The sequence below is a fragment of the Hymenobacter sp. 15J16-1T3B genome (genome assembly GCF_020711235.1).
Taxonomy (GTDB): Bacteria; Bacteroidota; Bacteroidia; order Cytophagales; family Hymenobacteraceae; genus Solirubrum.
Genome location: NZ_JAJFAV010000001.1, coordinates 171,515 through 192,446, shown reverse-complemented (window position 1 = coordinate 192,446; position 20,932 = coordinate 171,515). Strand labels below are relative to the sequence as shown.

The 20,932-nt window shown below is 63.8% G+C and carries 16 protein-coding genes, 1 tRNA gene and 1 pseudogene; 12 read left to right on the top strand and 6 right to left on the bottom strand.

The genetic code is table 11. The features are described 5' to 3' along the window. Nucleotides 1-81: 81 nt before the first annotated feature. From LJ737_RS00815 to ispF, 3 genes are all read right to left on the bottom strand, one after another. Nucleotides 82-1,752 carry a M28 family peptidase gene (locus LJ737_RS00815; RefSeq protein ID WP_227761882.1) on the bottom strand — a complete coding sequence of 557 codons (1,671 nt, stop codon included), beginning with the start codon at nucleotides 1,750-1,752 and terminating at the stop codon, nucleotides 82-84. A gap of 117 nt (nucleotides 1,753-1,869) precedes the next feature. After that, nucleotides 1,870-3,558 (bottom strand): M28 family peptidase, encoded by a 1,689-nt coding sequence (locus LJ737_RS00810; protein ID WP_227761876.1) that lies wholly within the window; start codon nucleotides 3,556-3,558, stop codon nucleotides 1,870-1,872. Nucleotides 3,559-3,719: 161 nt separating this feature from the next. Continuing rightward, on the bottom strand, nucleotides 3,720-4,199 hold the full coding sequence (gene ispF, locus LJ737_RS00805) for a 2-C-methyl-D-erythritol 2,4-cyclodiphosphate synthase (RefSeq protein ID WP_227761869.1): 480 nt from the start codon (nucleotides 4,197-4,199) through the stop codon (nucleotides 3,720-3,722). 487 nt (nucleotides 4,200-4,686) lie between these two features. Here ispF and LJ737_RS00800 point away from each other — a divergent pair, with 487 nt between their 5' ends. The 5 genes from LJ737_RS00800 to LJ737_RS00780 all read left to right on the top strand — a co-directional run bounded on the left by LJ737_RS00800 (nucleotide 4,687) and on the right by LJ737_RS00780 (nucleotide 12,321). Beyond that, on the top strand, nucleotides 4,687-5,280 hold the full coding sequence (locus tag LJ737_RS00800; protein WP_262907785.1) for a TetR/AcrR family transcriptional regulator: 594 nt from the start codon (nucleotides 4,687-4,689) through the stop codon (nucleotides 5,278-5,280). A 40-nt stretch (nucleotides 5,281-5,320) separates the two neighbouring features. Next, nucleotides 5,321-6,997, top strand: a complete 1,677-nt coding sequence (locus LJ737_RS00795) for a TolC family protein (RefSeq protein WP_227761853.1) — start codon at nucleotides 5,321-5,323, stop codon at nucleotides 6,995-6,997. A gap of 97 nt (nucleotides 6,998-7,094) precedes the next feature. Then, nucleotides 7,095-8,243 carry an efflux RND transporter periplasmic adaptor subunit gene (locus LJ737_RS00790; protein WP_227761850.1) on the top strand — a complete coding sequence of 383 codons (1,149 nt, stop codon included), beginning with the start codon at nucleotides 7,095-7,097 and terminating at the stop codon, nucleotides 8,241-8,243. A 78-nt stretch (nucleotides 8,244-8,321) separates the two neighbouring features. Further along, nucleotides 8,322-11,834 (top strand): efflux RND transporter permease subunit, encoded by a 3,513-nt coding sequence (locus LJ737_RS00785; protein WP_227761848.1) that lies wholly within the window; start codon nucleotides 8,322-8,324, stop codon nucleotides 11,832-11,834. 211 nt (nucleotides 11,835-12,045) lie between these two features. Then, on the top strand, nucleotides 12,046-12,321 hold the full coding sequence (locus LJ737_RS00780) for an acyl carrier protein (protein ID WP_227761845.1): 276 nt from the start codon (nucleotides 12,046-12,048) through the stop codon (nucleotides 12,319-12,321). Between the two features lie 566 nt (nucleotides 12,322-12,887). Here LJ737_RS00780 and LJ737_RS27240 read toward each other — a convergent pair. Further along, nucleotides 12,888-12,989: pseudogene (locus tag LJ737_RS27240) on the bottom strand (YkvA family protein); the annotation flags it as partial. Between the two features lie 421 nt (nucleotides 12,990-13,410). Then, nucleotides 13,411-13,995, bottom strand: a complete 585-nt coding sequence (locus LJ737_RS00770; protein ID WP_227761842.1) for a C40 family peptidase — start codon at nucleotides 13,993-13,995, stop codon at nucleotides 13,411-13,413. 339 nt (nucleotides 13,996-14,334) lie between these two features. Between LJ737_RS00770 and LJ737_RS00765 the strand changes: the two genes are divergently transcribed. Together LJ737_RS00765 and LJ737_RS00760 are read left to right on the top strand one after the other, a co-directional pair. Further along, nucleotides 14,335-14,700, top strand: coding sequence for a hypothetical protein (locus LJ737_RS00765; protein WP_227761840.1), 366 nt, complete (start codon nucleotides 14,335-14,337; stop codon nucleotides 14,698-14,700). A gap of 121 nt (nucleotides 14,701-14,821) precedes the next feature. Further along, the gene (locus tag LJ737_RS00760) at nucleotides 14,822-15,082 is read left to right on the top strand and encodes a hypothetical protein (RefSeq protein ID WP_227761838.1); all 261 of its coding nucleotides are present in this window, start codon (nucleotides 14,822-14,824) and stop codon (nucleotides 15,080-15,082) included. 90 nt (nucleotides 15,083-15,172) lie between these two features. Here LJ737_RS00760 and LJ737_RS00755 read toward each other — a convergent pair. Beyond that, nucleotides 15,173-15,245, bottom strand: a tRNA-Thr gene (locus LJ737_RS00755). Between the two features lie 172 nt (nucleotides 15,246-15,417). Here LJ737_RS00755 and LJ737_RS00750 point away from each other — a divergent pair. The 5 genes from LJ737_RS00750 (at nucleotide 15,418) to LJ737_RS00730 (ending at nucleotide 20,916) form a co-directional block, all read left to right on the top strand. Next, nucleotides 15,418-15,876, top strand: coding sequence for a hypothetical protein (locus tag LJ737_RS00750; protein ID WP_227761835.1), 459 nt, complete (start codon nucleotides 15,418-15,420; stop codon nucleotides 15,874-15,876). Nucleotides 15,877-15,968: 92 nt separating this feature from the next. Beyond that, nucleotides 15,969-16,739, top strand: a complete 771-nt coding sequence (locus tag LJ737_RS00745; RefSeq protein ID WP_227761833.1) for an FkbM family methyltransferase — start codon at nucleotides 15,969-15,971, stop codon at nucleotides 16,737-16,739. Then, nucleotides 16,739-17,047 carry a DUF4834 family protein gene (locus tag LJ737_RS00740; protein WP_227761824.1) on the top strand — a complete coding sequence of 103 codons (309 nt, stop codon included), beginning with the start codon at nucleotides 16,739-16,741 and terminating at the stop codon, nucleotides 17,045-17,047. The genes LJ737_RS00745 and LJ737_RS00740 overlap by 1 nt, the downstream gene beginning before the upstream one ends. Nucleotides 17,048-17,226: 179 nt before the next feature. Then, a complete protein-coding gene (locus LJ737_RS00735; protein ID WP_227761821.1) occupies nucleotides 17,227-19,854 on the top strand; it encodes a YfhO family protein in 2,628 nt (875 codons plus the stop codon). A 135-nt stretch (nucleotides 19,855-19,989) separates the two neighbouring features. Beyond that, entirely contained in the window at nucleotides 19,990-20,916 is a 927-nt protein-coding gene (locus tag LJ737_RS00730; RefSeq protein WP_227761819.1) for a 1-aminocyclopropane-1-carboxylate deaminase/D-cysteine desulfhydrase, read from the top strand. The last annotated feature ends 16 nt before the right edge of the window (nucleotides 20,917-20,932 follow it).

Here is a 20,932-nt window from a genome sequence, read left to right as displayed (position 1 = left end):
AAAACCGACTGGCTGGTTGCCGGCCTCTTACGAAGGCACGCCAACCAGCCAGTCAAAGCGGTAAGCAAGTTAACAAAACCCCTACGGCTTGTTGGAGTCGACTACGATGCGGTTGTCGCGGTTGACCAGCTCCCAGGCGGTGTGAAACACCAGCTGCCCGCGCTTGGCCATCAGCGGAAACTCGATTTTGTCGACGTCGTCGGTGGGCTGGTGGTAGTCGGCATGGTCGCCGGTGGTGTAGAAAATGACCGGCACCTTGTGCTTGGCGAAGTTGTAGTGGTCGGAGCGGTAGTACACGCGCTCCGGGTCGTTGGGGTCGTTGTAGCGGTAGCCCAGGTCCAGCTGGGTGTACTTCTTGTTGGCCTCCTCGTTGATGGCGTGCAGCTCCGAGCTGAGCTTGTCCGAGCCCACCAATTCCACGTACTGGTCGCCGGCCTTGTGCTGGTCATCGTAGCGGCCCACCATGTCCATGTTCAGGTCGGCAATGGTCTGGGCGAGCGGAATGACGGGGTTGTCGGTGTAGTACTCCGAGCCAAACAGGCCCTTTTCCTCGCCGGTCACCGTCAGAAACAAGATGCTGCGGCGCGGGCCGTGGCCCTCGGCTTTGGCTTTGGTGAAGGCCTCGGCCAGCTCCAGCACCGACACCGTGCCCGAGCCGTCGTCGTCGGCCCCGTTGTACACCTTGCCGTCCTGCACGCCCAGGTGGTCGTAGTGCGCCGACAGCACCAGCACTTCGTCTTTTTTGTCGCTGCCTTCCAGCAGGCCCATCACGTTTTCGGTGGAGAAAGTGCTGGTTTTGCGCGGCGACTTAATCAGCAGCTTCGTGGGTTTAAACGAGGCTTTTACCGGCTGACCGGCGGCGCCCACGGCGGCTTGGTACTTGGCCACGCCGTCGGCCGATGTGCCGAGCAGGGCGTAGCCGGCCGCCGGCGAAAGGGTCAGGGCGGCGGCGCGGGGCGGCTGCGCGGTGCCGGGCTTGCCGAGCATGCTCACCCGCGGCTGGCTCAGGTAGGGCTTGTAGCGGGCGAGGATTTCGGTGAACTTGGCCGCGTCCGGGTGCACAAACACGATGCTGCGGGCCCCGCGCTTGGTGGCCGCGGCCACTTTGCTGCGCGCGTCGAAGCCCCACTTGCTGGGTTTGCCGTCCTTGCCGAGCAGGGGTTTGCCGTCTTTCAGCGGCTCGCCCACCAGCACCACCACGTCCTTGCCGGTCAGGTCGGGCAGGGCGGCGTAGTCGTTGTAGCCTTCCTGCTCGATGCCGTAGCCGGCAAACACCGGCTGCAGCGCGGTTTCCTGCGCGAAGGGCAAGTCCCCGCTGGCGTAGTAGTCGGCCAGCCACTGGTACTGCTGCTTGCCGATCTGCAGCTTCATGCCCGCCGCGTCCCAGCTGCTGCGCTCCAGGGTGAAGTGCTGGATGTAAGGGTTGTCCGAGTCCTTGACCGGCCCCGCCAGCCCCAAGGCGGCGAATTGCTTGGCCAAATACTCGGCGGCCATTTTCTGGCCCTTCTCGCCGGTTTCGCGGCCCTCGTATTCGTCGGAAGCCAGCACCGACAGGTGCTTGCGCAAATCCTCCGGCGTGATGGTGCTGGCGTAGGTCACCGACCAGTCGGTGGGCGCCGCCGGGGCGGGCGCGGCCACCGGCTCGGTCTTCTCGGCCTTGCTTTTGACTTTCACCTTGGCTTTCTGGGCCAGGGCGGGCGCGCTGCCAAGGGCCAGGGCCGCCAGCAGCAGGGGAACAAAGGGTTTGGGCATAACTGCAACGGGGGGTAAGGCGGTGCTGGTTGTTGAGAGAAAGGGGGCAAAACGAATAAATGGCCGGCGGTTCTGCTGTTCAGAACAACCGGCCATCCATCCGGGGCAACGCAGCCGTTAGGGCTTGTTGGAGTCCACCACGATGCGCTGGTCGCGGTTGGCCAGGTCCCAGGCCGAGTAGAACACCAGGCGGGCGCGCTTCTCCATCTTCGGGAACTCAATCTTGTCCACCTCGTCCTTGGGGCCGTGGTAGTCGGCGTGCACCCCGTTGAAGAAGAAGGCCACCGGGATTTTGTGCTTGGCGAAGTTGTAGTGGTCGGAGCGGTAGTAGAAGCGGTTCGGGTCGCCGGGGTCGTTGAAGCGGTAGTCCAGGTCGATGGTGGTGTACTGCTTGTTGGCGTTTTCCACGATGTTGTAAAGCTCCGAGGAAAGCTTGTCCGAGCCGATGACGTACACGTAGTCGGGCTTGCCCTCGTGCTCCTTGTCGGTGCGGCCCACCATGTCGATGTTCAGGTCGGCAATGGTGCGCTCCAGCGGAAACACGGGGTGGTCGGTGTAGTACTCCGAGCCGAGCAGGCCCTTCTCTTCGCCGGTCACCGTCAGAAACAGGATGCTGCGGCGCGGGCCCTGCCCGGCGGCTTTGGCCTGGGTGAAGGCCTCGGCCATTTCCAGCACCGACACCGTGCCCGAGCCGTCGTCGTCGGCCCCGTTGTGCACCTCGCCGCCGATGATGCCGATGTGGTCGTAGTGCGCCGACACCACCAGGATTTCGTCTTTCTTGTCCGAGCCTTCGAGGAAGCCCAGCACGTTTTCGGTGGTGAACTGCTCCCGCTTCTTCGGCGCCGTCACCGTGAACGAGGCCGGCTTGAAGGAGCTGGCCGGCTTGCCCGTCGCGGCGGCCGCGGCGGCTTCGTACTTGCGCACGGCGGCTTCGGTGGTGCCCAGCAGCTTGTAGCCCAGGGCCGGCGACACGAAGAACGTGGCCGCGCGGGCCTCTTTTTTGTCGAGGAAGCTGATGCTCGGTCGGCTCAGGTAGGGCTGCAGCCGCGCCATGGTCTTGCCGAAGTCGTCTTTGGGGTTGAAGTTGACGAAGAACACCGAGCGGGCGCCTTTCTGGGTGGCCAGGGCGGCCTTGGCGCGGTAGTCGTTGCCCCACTTGGTCGGGTTGCCGTCCTTGCTGAGCACCGGTTTGCCGTCCTTCTGCGGCTCGCCCATCAGCACGATGAGGTCCTTGCCGGTCACGTCGAGGCCCGCGTAGTCGTTGTAGCTGCCTTCTTCGATGCCGTAGCCGGCAAACACCGGCTGCAGCGTGGTGGCTTTGTCGAAGGGCGAGTTGCCGTAGGCGTAGAAGTCCTTCATCCACTGGTAGCTCTGGCTGCCCACTTTCAGGGTGCCGTCGCCGGGCCAGGTGCTGCGCTCCATGGTGAAGTGCTGCAGGTAGGGGTTGTCGGAGCCCTGTACCGGGCCCACCAGGCCCAGCTCCTTGAAGCGGTTGGCAATGTACTCGGCCGCCATTTTCTGGCCTTTCTCGCCGGTTTCGCGGCCTTCGTACTCGTCGGAGGCCAGCACCGATAGGTGCTTGCGCAGATCGGCCTGCGTGATGCCGTCGGCGTAAATGCGGGCGTTGTCGACGGGCACCGGGGCTTGCCTGGTGGGGCCCGCAGCGGCCGGGGCCGCGTCGGGGGCAGCGGGCGCCTCGGTCTTGGCCTTGCGCTTCACCTTGACTTTCTGCTTGGCGTCCTGGGCCAGGGCCGGGCTGGCCAGCAGCGCGGCGGCCAGCAGCGCCGGCATCAGTTTGTAGGACATAGAATGAGGAGTGAGGACGCCGCCCGGGGAGGGGCGGCGGGGTTTTGGTGAGGGGAATGGAATGAGCAGGGGCAAAGACGGCCGCGCCCGCCGAGGGTTGCGGCGGGCGCGGCGTTGGCTAAATGTAAGCCGAGCGGCTAAATCCTACGCGGCGGTGCGGGCTATTCCTTGGTGATGAGCACCGCGGCGTAAGCGGCCACGCCCTCGCGCCGGCCCACGAAGCCCAGCTTTTCGGTTGTCGTGGCCTTGATGCTCACGTCGTCCGCATCGATGCCCATGACCTCGGCCAGCACGCGCTGCATCTCGGGAATGTGCGGATTCACCTTGGGCGCTTCGAGGCAGATGGTCGAGTCGATGTTGCTGATCTGGTAGCCCCGCTCACGCAGCAGGCGCACCACCTCCGCCAGCAGGCGCTTGGAGTCGATGCCCTTGTACTGCGGGTCGGTGTCGGGGAAGTGGAAGCCGATGTCGCGCAGGTTGGCCGCGCCCAGCAGGGCGTCGCAGATGACGTGGATGAGCACGTCGGCGTCGGAGTGGCCGAGGGCGCCGTGGGTGTGCGGTACCTGAATGCCGCCGAGCCAGAACGGCAGGCCTTCCTGCAGTTGGTGAACGTCGTAGCCGAAGCCGGTACGGATGCGCATGAGCAAGAGTGAAGTGGGGAGTGGGCGAAAGGGTGAGCGAGGCACCGGGGCGCAAGGTACGACGAGGGGAAAAGAACGTCATCCTGAGCAGCGCGAAGGACCTTCCTCGCACCCTGTACCATCGCTGCCGACGAAGTGAGGCCTTATTCAGAAGTCGAAGTGACCAGTAGGCGCAGCTCCGCAGCCCGGATGAAAAGGCGTTGGTGGCTGCGCTTCTTGGGTAGTGCGGGAGGCGGGAAAGGTCCTTCGCGCTGCTCAGGATGACGGGCTCATTTAGCCGACTGACGCCCGCAGCCAGCCCGGTGATAAAAATTCAGGTTCCTCGATAAAGTATTTCCGCCCCGTCGGCGTCTGCCCGCGCACAACCGGTTGTCGGGAACCAAGCCGCACATGATTATGTCAGCAAAAAAACTGATGGAAACTTTGGAGTCACTGAAAGTTTCCGTTGTACCTTTGTGGCGTGAGTATGGAAATCAAGGACCGGATCATGCAGACTGCCGTCGAGCTGTTTATGCGCCACGGCATCCGCAGCGTTTCGATGGATGACATTGCCGCCCAGCTCGGCATGTCGAAAAAGACCCTCTACAAGTGGTTCGATAACAAAGACCAGATTGTGCTGGCCACCATGCAACAGCACTTGGTGAAGGAAGAATCGGACTGCGAGGTGGTGTTTGCGACCGGGGCCAACGCCCTGGAAGAAAACTACAACCTGATGCAGTGGCACAAGAACATGCTGGCCGGCATCAACCCCAGCATCTTCCACGAACTGCAGAAGTACTACCCCGAAGCCTGGGCGCTGTTCGAGCAGCACAAGCACACGTTTATCCTCCGCAAAATCACCGACAACCTGCGCCGCGGCATCGAAGAAGGCGTGTTCCGCGCCGACCTCGACGTGGACGTGCTGGCCCGCCTGCGCCTGGCCGAAATTCAGTTGATTTTTGACCCGAACACGTTCTCGCCCAAGCAGTTCGACCTGCAGCGCCTGCACACGGTCACCATCGAGCACTTTCTCTACGGCATCTGCACCCTGAAGGGGCACCGCCTCATCAACCAGTACCGTCAGCTGACGGAAGCTGAGTAACCTCCTCCAAACCCGCTCTCTACACCCATTTCGTTTCGCTATGAACAAAGCGTTTCGCCTATTGCTGCTGCTAGCCGCTTTGGGCTTCCTGGGGCTGCACGAACTACTGGCCCAGACGCCCGCTCCGGGCCAGGCGCCCGTGGCCTCGGGCGTGCCCATGTCGCTGAGCCTGCAGCAGGCCGTCGATTTTGCCCTTAAGAACAAGTCCTCGCTGATGGCCACCCGCCTGGGCGAGCAAACGGCCCACGCCCGCGTCGGCGAAATCCGCTCGGCGGGCCTGCCGCAGGTGAACGTGGCTGCCAACCTGGCCGACAACTTCAAGCTGCAGAAGTCGCTGGTGGACGTGGGCGCCTTCGGGGGCTCCACCGCCACCCAACTCACCCAAGCCGACGTGACCAAGGCCCAGAGCGGCCAGAGCGTGAACCTGCAGCAAGTGCAAGTGGAGCGCACGCCGGTGCCGCCCCAGGCCATTGCCTTCGGCCTGCAGTGGGCCGGCAACACCAGCGCCTCGGTGTCGCAGCTGCTCTTCGACGGCTCCTACCTGATTGGCCTGAAGGCCGCCAAGGTGTACGAAGACCTGGCCAAGAAGCAAACCCAGCAAGCCGAAATCGACGTGGTGGAGCAGGTGCAGAAGGCCTACTACAGCACGCTGGTGGCCCGCGCCCGCCTCGACCTGCTGGCCCGCAACGTGCAGCGCCTCGACACGCTGCTCTACCAAACGAATGCCACCTATAAGGAGGGCTTCGTGGAGAAGCTCGACGTGGACCGCCTGCGCGTGCAGCGCAACAACCTGGTGGTGGAGCAGCAGAAAGCCCAGCGCCTGACCGAGCTGAGCGTGGCCCTGCTCAAGTTCCAGATGGGCCTGCCCCAGGAGCAGCCCGTGGTGCTGACCGACCAGCTCGACGGCGCCCTCGTGGACGCCAACTCCCTGCGCCAGCGCCTCGGCGTGGCCGACTTCAACACCGGCGGCGGCGACCGTAGCCTGGGCAGCGTGCCCACGGCTCCGGCCCCGAGCACCGGCAACGCCGCCGACCAAGCCCGCCAGGACCAGCAAACGGCCCTGTCCGGCGCCCGGCCGCCCCAAGCCGCCGCGGCCTTCAACTACAACAACCGCATCGAATTCAGCACCCTGGAAACCCAGCAGGCCCTGGCCGGCCTCGACTTGGCCAACCGCCGCGCCGGCGCCTACCCGCGCCTCGTGGCCACGGCTGCCTACGGTTTCATCGGCTCGGCCGCCAACCCCGGCAACCTGTTTGCCTTCCGCGGCCCCAACTCGCGCGACGCCAACGGCTTCCCGAACCAGAACTGGTTTGGCTTCGGCAACGTGGGCCTGAGCCTGCAGATTCCGGTGTTCGACGGCTTCCGCCGCCGCTACCAAGTGCAGCAGGCGCGCATTCAGCAGCAGACCATTGAGCGCGGCTTCGAGACGCTGCGCCAGAGCATTGACCTGCAGGACGCGCAGAGCCGCACCACGCTCACCAACGCCCTGGACGTGCTCGACAACCAGAAAGCCAACCTGGACCTGGCCACCGACGTGGCCCGCGTGTCGCGCATCAAGTTTCAGGAGGGCGTGGGCTCGAACCTGGAAGTCATTACCGCCGAAACCGACCTGCGCTCGGCCCAGACCAACTACTACGCCGCCCTCTACGACGTGCTGGTAGCCAAGGTGGACCGCGACAAAGCCACCGGCGAGCTGTACAACCAGACCAAGAAATAAGGAGCTAGCCGCCGGCGCCCCGGGCTAGAGGCGCCGGCCTAGCCAGTTGATTGCCCCGATTCTAGCTCCTCACTCCAAGCTACTAGCTCCTTCTCCCATGAAATACGTTTCTTCTTCGGCGCTGCTGTTCCTGGCTTTCCTGGCTTCGTGCGGCGGTGAGAAAGACCCCAAAGCCGAGCTGGCCAAGCTCAAGCAAGAACAGGCCGCCAACGCCGCCAAGATTGCCGAGCTGGAAGCCAAAGCCGGTCCGGCTGCTAAGACCGAGCTGGCCGCCACCCCGGTATCGGTTATCAGCGTGCAGCCCGAAAGCTTCACCAGCTACCTGGAAGTGCAAGGCCGCGCCGACTTCGACGAAAACGCCAACGTGTCGCCCCGCGTGCCGGGCGTGCTCACCAGCATCCGCGTGCAGCGCGGCGACCGGGTAGGCAAAGGCCAGGTTATTGCCACCCAGGACGCGGCCGTGCTGGAATCGGGCATTGCCGAGCTGCGCACCCGCCTCGACCTGGCCAAGACCGTGTACGAAAAGCAGGACCGCCTCTGGAAACAGCAGATCGGCACCGAAATCCAGTACCTGCAGGCCAAAAACAACTACGAAGCGCTGAAGCGTAGCCTGGCTACCCAGCAGCAGCAGCGCGCCATGTACAACGTGGTGGCGCCCTTCAGCGGCACCGTGGATGACGTGCCGGCCAAGGTCGGTGAGATGGGCAACCCCGGCGTGCCGGTGGTGCGCCTGCTCAGCGGCGGCGGCGGCAAGCTGGTGGCCGACGTATCCGAAAACTACGCCAACACCATCAAGGCCGGCGACAAAGCCCTGGTGAGCATCCCCGACCTGGGCGTGACCGACGTGCCCTCGACGGTGCGCACCGTGAGCCGCACCATCAACCCGGCCAGCCGCACCTTCCCGGTGGAGCTGCGCCTGACCGGCCCGGCCGCCGCGCAGCTGCGCCCCAACATGGTGGCCACCGTGCGCATCCAGAACTACAGCAAGGCCAATACCACGGTGCTGCCCGTAGATCTGGTGCAAAAGGATAACGAAAACACCTATGTGTTTGTCGTAGAAGACAAAGGCGGTAAGAAAGTGGCCGCCAAGCGCGTGGTGCAGACCGGCGCGACCTACAACGGCAAAACCGAAATTACCGGCGGCCTCAAGGCCAACGACCAGGTGATTTCGGCCGGCTACCAGAACCTCAACGAGGGCCAGACGGTGTCCCTCGCCGGCAACGCGGCCGGGCAAGCGGGCGCATAGCGCAAGGACCGGTGCGGGCGGCTGCTGCCAGCGGCCCGCCCGGCCTGACACGACTCACATCCTAGCTTCCGACTCCCCATGCAGGATATCGAAAAAGAGTTTGGACCCACCAGTTGGTCCATTGATAACAAGACCAGCATTTACATCATCACGCTCCTGTTGTGCGTGGCGGGTATCTTCTCCTACATCAAGCTGGGCAAGGAGAAATTTCCGGATATCGTCATTCCGCGCATCATCGTGGCCACGGTGTACCCCGGCACGTCGCCCACGGACATCGAAAACCTGGTGACGCGCCAGCTTGAGAAAGAAATCAAGTCGGTGAACGGGGTGAAGAAAATCAACTCCACCTCGAACCAGGACTACTGCATCGTGGACGTGGAGTTCAACTCCGGCGTGGACGTGCAGTACGCCAAGCAGCTCATCAAAGACGCCGTCGACAAGGCCGGCAACGAGCTGCCGAACGATTTGCCGACGCCGCCCACCGTGCAGGAAGTAAACCTCTCGGAGCTACCCATCATGCAGATCAACCTGGCCGGCAACCTGCCCGCGTCGCAGCTGAAGAAGCTGGCCGACGACTTCCAGGACAAGATCGAGGCCCTGCCCGAAATTACCCGCGTCGACATCATCGGCGCCCTGGAGCAGCAGGTGAACGTGGACGTGGACCTCTACAAGCTCCGCGCCGCCCGCTTGGGCTTCGGCGACATCGAAGGCGCCATTGCCCGCGAGAACATCACCATCTCGGGTGGTTCGGTGGACGTGGGCGACCAGAAGCGCGCCGTGCGCGTGGCGGGTCAGTACGTCAACGCCGCCGACATTGCCAACATCCAGGTGAAAAACCTAAGCGGCTCGGCCGTGCGCCTCGGCGACATTGCCACCGTGGAGGATGCCTTCAAGGACCGCGAATCCTACGCCCGCCTCGACGGCAAGCCCTCGATTACGCTGAACGTGATTAAGCGCCAGGGCGAGAACCTGATTGATGCTTCTGATAAGATCAAGTCGTTGGTGGAAGACTCGAAGAAGAGCCTGCCCAGCGACCTGCGCATCACCATCACCGGCGACACGTCGAACGACACCCGCGTGACGCTGCACGACCTGATCAACACCATCATCATCGGCTTCATCCTGGTGACGGTGATTCTGATGTTCTTCATGGGCACCACCAACGCCCTGTTCGTGGGTCTTTCGGTGCCGATTTCGATGTTCCTGGCCTTCGTGATGCTGCCCATGTTCGGCTTCGCGCTGAACATGATTGTGCTCTTCGCCTTCCTCTTGGCGCTGGGTATCGTGGTGGACGACGCCATTGTGGTTATCGAAAACACCCACCGCCTGCTGCACGAGCACCCGAACTTGACGACGGCTCAGGCCGCCAAGTTTGCCGCCGGCGAAGTGTTCGTGCCGGTACTGGCCGGTACGCTGACCACCGTGGCGCCCTTCGTGCCGCTGATGTTCTGGCCCGGCATCGTGGGTAGTTTCATGTTCTACCTACCCGTCACGCTGATTCTAACGCTGATGTCCTCGCTCGTCGTGGCCTTCATCATGAACCCGGTATTCGCCGTGTCGTTCATGGAGCGCGAAGACCACCACCACGAGGACAGCAAGCCCCGCGTGACGCGCCAGCTGCTGATCTGGACGATGGCGCTGGTGGGGTTGGGCATTCTGTTCAACCTCGTCGGCATCGGCGGCCATACCCTGGGCGCGGAAGGTGCCGCCACGGTAGCTGCTGACGTCGAGACGCCCGGCTTCTTCAAGGAGCACGGTCACTTCATCGGTAACCTGCTGCTGTTCGTAGCGGCCTTCATCTGGTTGAACATGTTCGTGTTCAACAAGGGCATTGCCTGGTTCCAGACCCGCGTGCTGCCGCGCTTCATGAATGGCTACGCCAGCCTCGTGCGCTGGGCCATCGGCCACCCGGCCATCGTCATGATCGGGGTAGTCGTGGTGTTCTTCGCTTCGTTCGTGGCGGTGGGCATCCGCAAGCCCAAGGTGGACTTCTTCCCCAAGGGTGACCCGAAATTCGTGTACACCTACCTGAAAATGCCGGTAGGCACCCGCGTGGAGGTTACCGACTCGGTGGCTCACATCCTGGAGAAGCGCATCTACGGCGTTATCGGCCAGAACAACCCCGACGTGGAATCGGTCATCACCAACGTTGCCATCGGCGCCGGCGACCCGGGCGAAGCTACGGCTTCGGGGGTGTCGCAGTCGCACCTGGCCAAGGTGGCCGTGGCCTTTAAGGAGCTCAGCGAGCGGGAAGGCCCGAGCACCCGTACCTACATGGACAAAATCCGCGAGGTGGTGAAGGGCATCCCCGGCACCGAAATTTCGGTCGACCAAGAATCGAGCGGCCCGCCCACGGGTAAGGAAATTGCCATCGAAGTAGCCGGCGACGACTACCCGAAACTAGCCGCCCTCTCCAAGGATGTGATTCGCTACATCAACTCGAAGAACATCGGCGGCATCGAGCAGCTGCGCTCCAACCTGGAGGACCGCAACCCGGAAATTGCCGTCAACATCGACCGCACCCGCGCCAACCGCGAGGGCATCAGCACCGCCCAGATTGGGATGGAAGTGCGCACGGCCATCTACGGCTACGAGGCCAGCAAATTCAAGACCCCGGATGACGAGTACCCCATTCAGGTACGTTACGCCAAGCCCTACCGCGAAGACGTGGACGCCATCCTGAACTCGCCGCTGACCTTCCGCGACGCCACCGGCCAGATGCGCCAGGTACCCATCAGCTCCGTGGCCGACGTGAAATACAGCACGACCTACGGCGGCATCAAGCGCAAGGACGTGAAGCGCGTCATCACCATCTCCTCGAACGTGCTGTCGGGCTTCACCGGCCCGGACGTGGTGGCCAACATCCAGCAGGCCCTCAAAGCCTACCCGACGCCCCCCGGCTACACCATCAAGATGGGTGGTGCCCAGGAAGACCAGAAGGAAACCTCCGACTTTCTGCCGCTGGCCGGTATCGGCGCCCTGGCCCTGATTTTCCTGATCCTGGTGGTGCAGTTCAACTCGTTCAGCAAGCCGGTTATCATCCTCTCGGAAGTGCTGTTTTCCATTGCCGGCGTGTTCTGGGGCCTGGCCATTACGGGCATGAACATCAGCATCGTGATGACGGGCGTGGGCATCATCGCCTTGGCCGGTATCGTGGTGAAAAACGGGATTCTGCTGGTCGAATTCACCGACATCCTCCGCAGCCAGGGCATGTCCTTGCGCGAGGCCATCGTGCTGGCCGGCCGCACCCGCCTGAACCCGGTAATCCTAACGGCCACGGCCGCCACGCTGGGTTTGATTCCGCTGGCCATCGGCCTGAACGTAGACTTCTACGAGCTGTTCGCCTCGGGCCACCCCAACTTCTTCATCGGCGGTGAGTCGGTGACGTTCTGGGGCCCGCTGGCCTGGACCATCATCTTCGGTCTGGTCTTCGCCACGCTGATTACCCTGGTGGTGGTGCCGGTGATGTACCTGCTGAGCGAGACGCTGAAAGGCAAGGTGACGGGCAAAGACCCCGACGCCAACGTGCAGCAAGTCGTCGACGAAGAAGAGGTATCGGCCGCTCGTCCGCCGGTACTGGCCGAATATTAACCCTGAGGTCATATAACCCGGCGGTGGGCTTGCGTTTTACGCCCAACGCTTTCCCACCGCCGGGTTTTCGGGGGCCGGCGCTGAGCCCCGCAAAAATCAGATGCAACCTTTTCCGCTTGACCTTACTCCGACTATCGGCCCGCGGCCGCGAGTCGACGAGCCACCAAGCCTTGTTTCTCCCCTTTCCGTTCACTTTGTCGTTTCAACAGCCATGTTAACCCGAACGACTACCAACCCTGGCAGCACCAACATCGAACAGCAGGTGCTGCGCATTATCAGCAAGCGCAAGGCCATTAAGCCCACGCGCCTGCGTGTTTCCAGCAACCTGAGCCGCGAGCTGGGCTTCGATACCGTCGACGTGGTTGACATCATCCTCGAGCTCGAACGCCGCTTTAAAATCACCATTCCCGACGAGGTGCCCCTGAACACCGTGCGCGACTTTGTGCGCTACGTGGCCTCGCACCTGGGTGGCTCCAAAGCCCGCTAAGCAGCGTCAACGCCAGCCAGCTCCCTTTTCTTTGGTCTGAAAAACGCCAAACGGCCCGCTTCTCTCGCGCAGAGGGAAGCGGGCCGTTTGGCGTTTGGAGTAAGGAGAAGGCGCGGGGCTTAGCGCACGTTGCCGCCGGTGTCGCCGCCGCGGCCGTCGCTCAGGCGCGGGTCGCGGCTGCCGCTGGTGCTGGCCGCGGCCACGTTGGGATTGGGTGTGTTGCCGACTTCGGGGTGGTGCTTGGCATCCGCCGCCGGGCTACCGGCGTCGGCGGGGGCTTGGTTGGCCGGATCAGGGCTGGAGCCACCGGGCAGGTCGGCCCGGCCCGCGCGTTTCGCCGACTCATCCGACTCCACAAACGAGCCGCTGGTGACGCTGTGCTCGGCCTTTTCCAGGGGCGAATTGGTGGTTGTGCTCGGCGTCAGCCGGCGCGTCACGCCGGCCCGTTTCGCCGATTCCGGCGCTTCTTCAAAATGCTCGGAGGGCACGGTAATGGGATGGGGACGCGACTTTTCCCACTCGGCAAACTTGTCCATCTCGGTTTTGAGGGTGCTGGTAAACCAGGCCATCAGCGCCACGTCGTCGAGCAGGCCCACCACGGGGATGAAGTCGGGCACCAGATCGATAGGGGAGAGGAAGTAGATGAGCACGGCCACCGCGGCCATGACCGTGGGTGTGGGAATGCCGGTGTACTCGCCCGAAGCTGCGTATCGCACCAAACGGAACAGCGTCTGCAGGCTTTCCCAGGCTTCGTGGGCAATGTGGCCCACGTCCTTCTTGGCGCTGGCCTTTTGGTAGGCATCGTTGAGCAGTTGCTTGATGCGCAGAGGTTGCTTGAGGTAGCTTTCGGCCTTGCGCAGAAAGCCCTTAAAGAGCGGCGACGACGCAATTCGTTCGCCGTCGGGAGTGGAGGTAGCCATGGTATGAAAGGAGTTGAGAGAACGAACGTAAGCCGGCCGCCGTAGCCGCCGGCAACTGCCGTGCTATACTGTTTCGCGCCAAAATAGTTATCAGGCGCTATTTCAACCGGACCCAAACAAAAAGCCCCGGCTCGGGGAGCAGGGGCTTCGGCAAACAAGCTGTTGAGAGCTATTCGACGTTGACGCGGCCAGCCGCGTAGAAATTCCGGTGGTAGTAGGGCTGGTCAAGCGAGCTAACCATCACGCCGCCGTTGGTGGCCGAGTGAGCAAACTTGCCGTCTTTCAAGTAGATGCCCACGTGGTAGATGGGCTGGCCCGGGCCGCGGCGGAAGAACACCAGGTCGCCGGTCTTCATTTCGTCCTTGGCCACGCGCGTGGCGTTGGAGAACATGGAGCGGGAGCTGTGCACCAGGTTGATGCCGTACACCTCCTTGAACACGCGGGTCACGAAGCCGGAGCAGTCGGTACCGCTTTTGCTGTTGGAACCGAAGCGGTAGGGCGTACCCAGCCATTCGGTAATCGTGCGCAGCAGCGAGGCGTTGTCGTCGTAGTCGGCGCGGATGCCGAGTTGCTGCGAGTAGTAGCCAACGTTCAGCGAGTCGCGGAAATCGTCGCTGCCGCCGTCGGGCAAACCGAAGAGCGACGCTTCGGCCAGGGCCGGCGAACCGGCCGGGCGGGTATTAGGAGCGTAGTCGAAGAAAAAGGAAAGAGCCAGTGAAACAGCGGCGAGGCAACACAAAAAGGTATTCTTCATTGTCCGTCGTGTGGGTGGTGGATCCGCTCCCGAGCGGCGGTCCAGAGGGACCGGGTGGCGTACTTTTCTTCTCTAGAAGAGGCCGTTAGAGAAATTGGGAAAGGTGTTTTTTTCAACCGGCTCGGAAAGATTCTATCCGGGCCGATAGGGTAAAGCTAGCCGCCAACCCGTGGCAGTCCAAGCTTTTGGCCCAAAAAAGCCGAAAATTCTTATTTATATTCAATTATATGGTTGAATAGTATTGTCGAGCCTGCCAACCTTCGCTGGCTTGTTTCGTATCCTGTTGTTTTTCAACCAGCTCGTACGGTGGAGCTTCCCCGGATAATTGAAAATTCGCCGTTGGCGCGCATTGCCCGCCTGAAACTAGGCCAGGCCAACGTGGCCATGGTGTTGGGCTCAACCATCCATTTAAGCGGCGTCACGCGGGAGCAATTTCTGCGCGAGCCGTCGTGGGTGGCGCACGAGATGTGCCACATCCGCCAGGTACAGGAGCGGGGCGTGCTGCGTTTTCTGTGGGAGTACTTGGTGGAGTCGGCGCGGGTGGGCTACTACGCCAACCGCTTCGAGGTGGAAGCCCGCGAAGCCGGGCAGCGCGACGCCGCCGCCTACGCGGCGCTCTTGCAGGTGCCGCTGCCCGCCGGCCCGGGGCGCGGGGCCTCCGAGCAGGCCTCGGCCGGGCACAACCGCCCCGACGTGGTGGTGTAGCGGCGACGTTTCGTGGGCTGAGCCGTTGATTTGCTGTAACCTGCGGGCCGGATTTTACGAATATCTAGCCAGCAGCCCGCGTAGCTCGGCTGTTTCCCTGAACCCTTAAAACTCCGACATCATGGCTAACCAAAGCACTCCCGACTTCAAAGGCACCGGCTCCAGCAACATTCAAGGCCAGCCGCAACAGCAACAGTCTTCGTCCATTCAAGACAAAGCCAGCGGCCTGCTGGGCGGTCTGAACGGCCAACTGAAAAACTTCGGCGACTCGGCCGCCGGCCAGCTCGGCAAACTGAGCACCACCCAGAAAGTAGTGGGCGGGCTGGCCCTGGCCGCCGGCATCAGCTGGCTGAGCAAGGCGATGAATAAGCGCAACGCCTAGCGCCCGCAGCCGTCAGCGGGCTAAAAATGCTGGTCTGAAAAACACAACAAGGCCCGTCTCCGAAAGGAAACGGGCCTTGTTGTGTGCGGGAGCCTGCTATTGGACTCGAACCAACGACCTGCTCATTACGAATGAGCTGCTCTACCAACTGAGCTAAGCAGGCTAATGTCCCGGCCGATGCAGATGCGTCGTTCGGGGCTGCAAATATAAAAAGCCGTTTTTAAACGACGCAACCCAGCGGCGGAAAAAATCTGCACCGGGCCTAACCCGGGCTCCGCCGGTGCGTTTCGACATACACTGAACGCGGCCGCAACGGCCGCCAACGACGAACAACTATGGCTGATTCGCATTCGGACGACCTCATTCAGGCCCTGGTCAGCGGCCTGAGCGGCTCGGTAGTACTGACCTTGGTGCACCAAACCGCCAAAGAGCTTACCCCCGACGCCCCGCGCATGGACGTGCTCGGCGTGCGCGGCCTGCGCAAGCTTCTGGCCGCCGCCGATGCCCCGCAGCCCGGCCCGCGCACGGCCTATAACGCCACCATGGCCGGCGACCTGCTAGTGAACGGCCTCTACTACAGTCTTGTGGGCAGTGGCCCCGACGCGTGGTGGCGCGGCGCGGCCCTGGGCGTGGCGGCCGGCGTGGGCGGCGTGGTGCTGCCCGGGCCGCTCGGCCTCGGCGACGGGCCCAGCAACCGCACCCCGCAAACCAAGCTGATGACCGTGGCCTGGTACACCCTGGGCGGGCTGGTGGCGGCCGGCGTGTCGCGCTGGTGGAGCAACGCGGCGAAGTAGTACACTGCGGAGGGGATGCAGCCGCTGTTGCGCGGGGGGCCAGCGCGGCACTCACCAGTTCCCCATTTCCGCTTTTCTACCTTTGCCCGCAGATGAAGGCATTGCGCAAACTGTTGGTCGGCACCCTGGGCTTCGAGCGGTACATCCGGTTGGCCAGCTACGCTTACCTGCGCCTGGTGGCGCTGGGCTGGGGCCGCAGCAAATACCCCGAGCTGTTTTTCCTGGAAACGCTGGTCAAGCCCGGCGACGTGTGCCTCGACATCGGGGCCAACCTGGGCTACTACTCCGTGACCTTGTCGCGGCTGGTGGGGGCCGAGGGCAAGGTGCTGGCCGTGGAGCCGGTGCCGTTGTTTCAGCGCATCTGGGAGGACAACGTGCGCCTAAGCGGGCACGACAACCTGCTGCTGCTGCCTTACGCCCTCGGCGGCAGCAACGACACGGTGCGCATGGGCACGCCGGCCCGCAACGGGCTGCTGCACCACGGCATGACCAAAGTGGCCGACAGCAGCCCCAACGAGCAGTACGCGCAGTTCTACGAAGTGCCCATGCGCGTGCCCGACGAGCTGCTGGCCGACTTTACCCGCCTCGATTTTGTGAAGTGCGACGTGGAGGGCTTCGAGTACGAAGTGTTCCGGCACATGCAACATACGCTGCGCCGCCACCGTCCCGTTATCCAGACCGAGCTGAACGGGCTCGACAACCGCCGCAAGGTAGCCGCGCTGCTGGCCGAGCTGGGTTACCGGCCCTACGTGCTTGAAACCCAAGCCGGCTCGCCGCGGTTAGTACCCTGTCCGCCGGCCGTGCTGGAAGGTCCCGCCGACCGCGACTTTTACTTCAAACCTGACTTTGAACCCGCGAGCTGATGAGCTTTATTTCGTTTCTGCTGGTTTCCTTTCTGATTTTCTGGGTGCTGCGCCTGGTGTTGCCCCTGCTGCTGCGCTACGTCCTCACGGCGTTTGTACGCAAGCAGATGCAAGCCGGCGGCATGCCTTTCGGGGCCGACGCAGCTGATTTTGGCCAGCAGGCGCCGCCCCGCTACGAGCGGCCCAACCAGCGGCCGGCCGAGCCCGCGGGGCAGGTGCGGGTGGATTTCGTGCCGCCCAAAGCTCCGCGCCAGCCCAAAAAGGAATTCCGCGGCGGCGACTACGTGGAGTTCGAGGAAGTAAAATAATCGACCTACCTTCGGGCTTCAAGCCCGGCTGGCGCCTGCCGGCCGGGCTTTTTTGTGACCAACGGCTCGGGCGTACCGGCTTTGCAATAGCCCAGGGCTGGCCCCCTGGGCTATTGAGGCGTTAGGAGCCGCCGTTGGGTATCATTCCCTCACCGACTACCAACTACCGACTACAACCCATGCCCTCCCCAGTCGTTTCGCCGACTCCGGCCGCCGCGGTGCCGCAACCGCTCTGGTCGCGCCTGTTGCCGCATTTGCTGGCCGTGGCCTTCCTGCTCGTGCTGGCCGTGCTGTACTTCTCGCCCATCGTGTTCGGGGGCAAAACCCTGAGCCAGCACGACATCGTGCAGTTCAACGGCGGGGCCCGCGAGGCGCTGCTGTTCCGGGAGAATACCGGGCAGGAAGCCTTGTGGACCAACTCCATGTTCTCGGGCATGCCCACCTACCTGATCAGTACCCGCTTCCCCGGCGACCTGACGGTGTACCTGACCAACATCTTCACCTTCGGCCTGCCGCCGATTGTGGCCAACCTGTTTGCGGCCCTGTTCTGCGGCTACCTACTGTTTGCCGCGCTGGGCATGCGCCCCTTAGTGTCATTGGTTGGTGCCATTGCCATCGGCTTTACGAGCTACAACCTCATCATCCTCGCCGCCGGGCACAACTCCAAGTCCTACGCCCTGGCCTACGCGCCGCTGGTGCTGGCGGGCTTGCTGGTCACGTTCCGGCGCAACTGGCTGATCGGCGGCGTGCTCTTCGCCCTGGGGCTGACCATGAACATCCGGGCCAACCACTTGCAAATCACCTACTACCTGCTGCTGCTGGTGCTGGTGTTCGGCATCGTTGAGCTGATTTTTGCCCTGCGCGAAAAGCGCCTCGGCGAGTTTCTGCGCAACACCGCTGTGCTGGCCGTGGGCGCGCTGCTGGCCGTAGGCGTGAGCTTCGGCCGCCTCTACACCACCGCCGAGTACGGCAAGTACAGCATCCGCGGCAAATCGGAGCTGAAGACGCCGGCCCCGGCCCAGCCCGGCCAGCCGGCCGCCGCGCCCGCCGAGGAAGGCGGCTCGGGTCTCGACCACGACTACGCCTTCTCCTACAGCTACGGGGTCGGGGAGACGATAACGCTGCTGGTGCCGAACTACTACGGTGGTGCTTCGACGGGCAAGCTCGACGCCGACTCGAACACCGGTAAGGCCCTGAGCGGCATGGTCGACCCCGGGCAGCTGGACCAGTACCTGGCCGGCATGCCCACTTACTGGGGCGACCAGCCCATCACCAGCGGCCCGGTGTACGTGGGCGCGGTGGTGGTGCTGCTGTTCGTGCTCGGCGTGTTCGTGGCCGACCGCCGCACCCGCACTTGGCTGCTGGCCGCCACCATCTTCTCGATTATCCTGGCCTGGGGCAAGAACTTCGCCTCGTTCAACGACCTGATGTTCGACTTCTTCCCGGGCTACAACAAGTTCCGGGCAGTGTCGATGGCGCTGACCATTGCCCAGCTGGCCATGCCGCTGCTGGCCGTGCTGGCCCTGGCCCGGGTGCTGCGCGCCCGCCCGGCCGCCGCGGCCGTTCCGACGGTAGCCGGCTTGCCCGTGGCACAGAAGGATACGCCCGAAGTAGCCGGCCTGCGCCGCCACCTGCTCATGGCTACCGGCATCACCGCCGGCCTTTGCCTGCTGGCCCTGGTATTGGGCCTCGGCAGCGACTTTGCCGGCCCGGTGGATGCGCAGCTGCCGCAGGGCTTCCCGCTCGACGCCCTGCGCCAGGACCGCGCCGCCCTCATGCGCACCGACGTGTTCCGCTCCATCTTCTTCATTGTGGCCACGGCCGGCGTGCTCTGGTTCTACCTCGGCCGCAAGCTCAGCCTGACGGTGGCCGCCTCGCTGGTGGGCCTGCTGACCCTGGCCGACCTCTGGACGGCCGACAAGCGCTACCTGGGCGAAAACAACTTCACCACCCAGACCATCACCGAGCAGTTTACGCCCACCAAGGCCGACGAGCAGATCCTGGCCGACAAAACCCTGCATTACCGGGTGCTGAACCTGAGCAACCCCTTCAACGACGCGCAGACGTCGTACCTGCACAAGAGCATCGGCGGTTACCACGGGGCCAAGCTGCGCCGCTACCAGGAGCTGATTGAGCGGCAGATCAGCCCCGAGATGCAGCAGCTGTTCCAGCAGCTCTCGACCACCGGGCAGGTGGGCAACCCGCGGGTGCTGAACATGCTCAACGCCCGCTACTTCATCAGCCCGCCCCAGCAAAACGGCGAGACGCAGGCCATTCCGAACGCCGGGGCCCTGGGCAACGCCTGGTTTGTGAGCAAGGTGCAGCCGGTGCAGAACCCCGACCAGGAAATTGCCGCGCTCAGCACCTTCGACCCGGCCACGACGGCCGTGGTGGACGTGAGCAAGTTCCCGCAGCAGACGACCAGCTACGACCCCACGGGCTCCACCATTCAGCTGACCAGCTACTCGCCCAACGAGCTGAAATACACCGCCAATGCCGCCCGTCCGGGCCTGGTGGTCTTCTCCGAAATCTACTACGCCGACGGCTGGAATGCCTACATCGACGGCAAGCTGGTGCCGCACCTGCGCGCCAACTTCGTGCTGCGCGCCCTGCCCGTGCCGGCCGGTCAGCACACCATCGAGTTTAAGTTCGAGCCCAAGGAGTACCGCATCGGCAACACCATTTCGCTGGTATCGTCGGTGCTGCTGTTCCTGGTGATTATCGGCGGGGTGGTTTTCGCCCTGCGCCGCAGCAGTGCCCCCGCGGTAGCCGTGGCGGCCGACGACGACGACTTGCTGGCGGCGTAGTATCCGCCCCTTCGAAAGCCCCGGCCGCGCCTGCTACCTGCGCGGCCGGGGCTTTTTTGTGGCCGGCCGCTACCCCCATGCGCCGATAAGGCGGGGCAAAGGCTGTACCTTTGCCGCCTACGTTTCTCGCTCTCAATGCCTAGCGGACCTACTGTGCAGGAGTTGCCCGAACTCGTGGCCGAGCGTCGGGGCGTGCGCCTGCGCCTGCTGCGCGACGACTGGCGCCACCCCGAGTTGCCCGGCAACAAGTGGCGCAAGCTCAAATACAACCTGCTGGCGGCCCGCGAGCAAGGCCAAAAGACGCTGCTGACCTTTGGCGGGGCCTACTCCAACCACCTGGCCGCCGTGGCGGCGGCCGGCCGCCTGCAGGGCTTCGATACCATCGGGGTAGTGCGCGGCGAGGAAGCGGCCGCGCTCAGCCCCACGTTGCAGCAGTGCCGCGCCGACGGCATGCAGCTGCACTTCGTGAGCCGCGAGGACTACCGCCGGCGCACCGACGACGCTTGGGTACGGGAGCTGCTGACCGACCTGGGTCCGGCCTACGTGCTGCCCGAAGGCGGCACCAACGCCCTGGCCTTGCGCGGGGTGGCCGAACTGGTGCAGGAACTGGACGAGGCCGGCGAAGCCTACGACGCGCTGGCCGTGGCCTGCGGCACCGGCGGCACGTTGGCCGGGCTGCTCACCGGCCTCGACGGCCGCAAGCAGGCCGTGGGCGTGGCCGCACTGAAAGGCGCCGACTGGCTGCGCGCCGAAGTAGACGCGCTGACCGAACACGTCACCGGTCGGCGCTACGCCAATTACCACGTGCACCTCGACGCGCACTTCGGCGGCTACGCCAAGCATTCCACCGAGCTACTGGGCTTCGTGGAGGAGTTCTACCTGCGCCACCGCGTGGTGCTCGACCCGGTGTACACCGCCAAGTTGCTGGCCGGCACGCTGCAGCTCATCGAGCAGGGGCATTTTGTGCCCGGTAGCACGGTGCTGGCGGTGCACACCGGGGGGCTACAGGGCTGGGCGGGTTTTCAGCAGCGGTTCGGCGCCTGGGCGCCCGCGGCCGTATAGCTTCGGAGTTGCTCAC

Coding starts and splice junctions, on each gene's coding strand:
- LJ737_RS00815 (WP_227761882.1), bottom strand. CDS start 1,752: ATGCCCAAACCCTTTGTTCCCCTGCTGCTGGCGGCCCTGGCCCTTGGC.
- LJ737_RS00810 (WP_227761876.1), bottom strand. CDS start 3,558: ATGTCCTACAAACTGATGCCGGCGCTGCTGGCCGCCGCGCTGCTGGCC.
- ispF (WP_227761869.1), bottom strand. CDS start 4,199: ATGCGCATCCGTACCGGCTTCGGCTACGACGTTCACCAACTGCAGGAA.
- LJ737_RS00800 (WP_262907785.1), top strand. CDS start 4,687: ATGCAGACTGCCGTCGAGCTGTTTATGCGCCACGGCATCCGCAGCGTT.
- LJ737_RS00795 (WP_227761853.1), top strand. CDS start 5,321: ATGAACAAAGCGTTTCGCCTATTGCTGCTGCTAGCCGCTTTGGGCTTC.
- LJ737_RS00790 (WP_227761850.1), top strand. CDS start 7,095: ATGAAATACGTTTCTTCTTCGGCGCTGCTGTTCCTGGCTTTCCTGGCT.
- LJ737_RS00785 (WP_227761848.1), top strand. CDS start 8,322: ATGCAGGATATCGAAAAAGAGTTTGGACCCACCAGTTGGTCCATTGAT.
- LJ737_RS00780 (WP_227761845.1), top strand. CDS start 12,046: ATGTTAACCCGAACGACTACCAACCCTGGCAGCACCAACATCGAACAG.
- LJ737_RS00770 (WP_227761842.1), bottom strand. CDS start 13,995: ATGAAGAATACCTTTTTGTGTTGCCTCGCCGCTGTTTCACTGGCTCTT.
- LJ737_RS00760 (WP_227761838.1), top strand. CDS start 14,822: ATGGCTAACCAAAGCACTCCCGACTTCAAAGGCACCGGCTCCAGCAAC.
- LJ737_RS00750 (WP_227761835.1), top strand. CDS start 15,418: ATGGCTGATTCGCATTCGGACGACCTCATTCAGGCCCTGGTCAGCGGC.
- LJ737_RS00745 (WP_227761833.1), top strand. CDS start 15,969: ATGAAGGCATTGCGCAAACTGTTGGTCGGCACCCTGGGCTTCGAGCGG.
- LJ737_RS00740 (WP_227761824.1), top strand. CDS start 16,739: ATGAGCTTTATTTCGTTTCTGCTGGTTTCCTTTCTGATTTTCTGGGTG.
- LJ737_RS00735 (WP_227761821.1), top strand. CDS start 17,227: ATGCCCTCCCCAGTCGTTTCGCCGACTCCGGCCGCCGCGGTGCCGCAA.
- LJ737_RS00730 (WP_227761819.1), top strand. CDS start 19,990: ATGCCTAGCGGACCTACTGTGCAGGAGTTGCCCGAACTCGTGGCCGAG.